Origin of the sequence: Aquipuribacter hungaricus (assembly GCF_037860755.1) — a bacterium.
Taxonomy (GTDB): domain Bacteria; phylum Actinomycetota; class Actinomycetes; order Actinomycetales; family JBBAYJ01; genus Aquipuribacter; species Aquipuribacter hungaricus.
This window is the reverse complement of record NZ_JBBEOI010000370.1, coordinates 1-2,366: the sequence shown is the minus strand read 5'-3', so window position 1 is coordinate 2,366 and position 2,366 is coordinate 1. Positions and strand designations below refer to the sequence as shown.

The window sequence follows — 2,366 nt, the reverse complement described above, 5'->3', positions numbered from 1 at the left end:
AGCACGGCGAGCTCGCGGCTGACGTTGGCCCGCGCCGCCGCCTCCCACGCCGCAGCGGTCGGCGTCCGGTAGAGCCGGTCGGCGGCCACGAGCCGGCGCAGCACGGCCGCCCGCCCGGCGGCGAACGCGGCGTCGGGGACGTGGGCGTACTCCCGCCGGACGTCCGCGGCGTAGGTGTCGTAGCGCTCCGGCGGTGCGGCGAGCACCCCCAGGTCGGCGTCGCACAGCACGGCGGCGTCCGCGGCGCCGTCGCGCGCCTCGTGCCGGGTCGTCACCAGGACCAGGTCGGCGACCCGGGCGGCGTCCGCGGCCGGCAGCCCCAGGCCCCGCAGCTGCCGTGAGGCCAGGTCGGCGCTGGCCCGCTCGTCCTCGCCGGCCCGGCCCTCGTGCACCGCGTCGTGCCACCAGGCGGCGAGCCGGACCAGGTCGGGGCTGTCGGCGTGCCCGGCCAGGACGTCGACGCGGGCGAGCACCTCGGCCAGGTGGCGGCTGTCGTGGTACCCGCGGTGGGGCTCCGACCAGCGGGCCAGCAGGTCGCCCTGGACCGACGCGGCGCCGTCCCCGTCCGCACCGAGGCGGACGAGGACGGCGACGAGGTCGGGGACCTCCGGGACGGACGCGGGCGGCGCGGGGACCGGGGCGGGCGTGTCGGGCACCCGCCCAGCCTGGCAGCCGGTCGCCCGCTCCTGCGGTCCCCGGTCGGGCTCAGGCCTCGGCGGCCTCGACCGTGACGGGCACCTCGAGCGCCTCGCCGTCTCGCTCGACGACGACGTCGACGGTCTGCCCGGGCTGCAGGGCACGGACCCGGGCGGTGAGGGAGACCGCGGAGGTCGTCGGGCGGCCCTCGACGGCGACCACGACGTCACCGGCCTGCAGGCCGGCCTGCGCCGCGGCGGACCCGGGCTCGACCTGGGCCAGGCCGGCGCCGAGCCGCTCGCCGGCCCACGGGCCGTCGACGACCTCGGCGGTGGCGTCGTCGAGGTAGACCCCGAGCCGGGCGTGCTCGGCGGTGCCGTCCTCGATGAGCTGCTCCGCGACGGCCGCGGCGGAGTCGACGGGGATGGCGAAGCCGAGGCCGATCGACCCGGACTGGCCGCCCGCGCCGCTGCCGAGCCCGGCGATCGAGGAGTTGATGCCGACGAGCCGGCCCTGCGCGTCGACGAGGGCGCCGCCGGAGTTGCCGGGGTTGACCGCGGCGTCGGTCTGCACCGCGTCGGTGACGACCGGCTCTCCGGAGGAGACGCCGACCGACTGCGTGGTCACGGGCCGGTCGAGGGCGCTGACGATGCCCGTGGTGACCGTGCCCGCCAGGCCCAGCGGGTTGCCGACCGCCATGACGGGGTCGCCGACCTGCACGTCGTCCGACGAGCCCAGCTCGACGGGGACCAGGTCGTCCGGGGCGTCGAGCACCTGCAGGACCGCGAGGTCGGTCGACGGGTCGAGCCCCACGACGTCGGCCGCGAGCACGCGCCCGTCGACGAGGGTGACGCTGACCTCGACGCCGCCGCTGGACGTGGCGACGACGTGGTTGTTGGTGAGGACGTGGCCGGCCTCGTCGAGGACGACGCCGCTGCCCTGGCCGCCGGAGCCGTCGGCGGACTGCACGGTGATCGCCACGACGCTCGGCTGCACCTGCTCGGCCACCTCGCCCCAGTCGACCCCGTCGGCGGCCGCGGAGGCGCCGGTCGCGTCGGTCGTCCCCGGGTCGTCGCTGCTGCCGTCCGTGCTGTCGCTGCTGTCGTCCGGACTGCCGTCGGCGCTGCCGTCGGTGGCGGTGTCCCCGTCGGCGCCCAGGGCGGGCAGCGGCGCGAGGGCGGCGACCAGGTCGTCGGCGGTGGTGACCACCACGGCCCCGACCCCGACGGCGCCTGCGGCCATGAGGGCGGTCGCGGCGACGGCGGTCACCGCGAGCGGGGTGCGGCGGCGGGGCGCCGGGACGGGCTGCTCGGTGCCGGCCGGCGCGGGCTGCTGCGGGTGGGCCCACGGGGTCGGGGGGACGGGGAGGGGCTGGGTGCGGTCGCTGCCGGGCTCGGTCATGGACCCAGGAGACACCCGGCGCCTGCACGCTCCCCGGGAGGACGCTGGGTGCTCGCTGTGAACGTGGACCCGGTCGACCGGTGTGCCGGCGGGCGGGCGTGACGCTGAGGGTGAACGCGCTGGGGCCGGGGCGGGACCCGGGCGGAGGATGGTCGGGTGAGCGAGGGCGGGTCGCACCGGGCGAGGACGGACGGTCGGAGCACGGGCACCAGGGCGGGCGACGGGACGGGCGCACCGGACGCCGGACCGGCCGCTGCGGGAACCGCCGCGCCGACCGACGGTGCCCCGGCGGGCGGGGCGCGGGCCGACCTGCGCGTGCTGGGCCGGCT

The 2,366-nt window shown here is 79.0% G+C and carries 2 protein-coding genes; both read right to left on the bottom strand.

The annotated features are described in order from the left end of the window. Nucleotides 1–656: HD domain-containing protein (locus tag WCS02_RS19745; RefSeq protein WP_340295988.1), on the bottom strand; the 656-nt coding region annotated here is incomplete at its 3' end. Nucleotides 657–705: 49 nt separating this feature from the next. After that, the gene (locus WCS02_RS19740) at nucleotides 706–2,037 is read right to left on the bottom strand and encodes a S1C family serine protease (protein ID WP_340295987.1); all 1,332 of its coding nucleotides are present in this window, start codon (nucleotides 2,035–2,037) and stop codon (nucleotides 706–708) included. Between the last annotated feature and the right edge of the window lie 329 nt (nucleotides 2,038–2,366).

Excerpts from the sequence above, each read along its gene's own strand:
- WCS02_RS19740 (WP_340295987.1), bottom strand. The coding sequence starts at position 2,037 with ATGACCGAGCCCGGCAGCGACCGCACCCAGCCCCTCCCCGTCCCCCCG.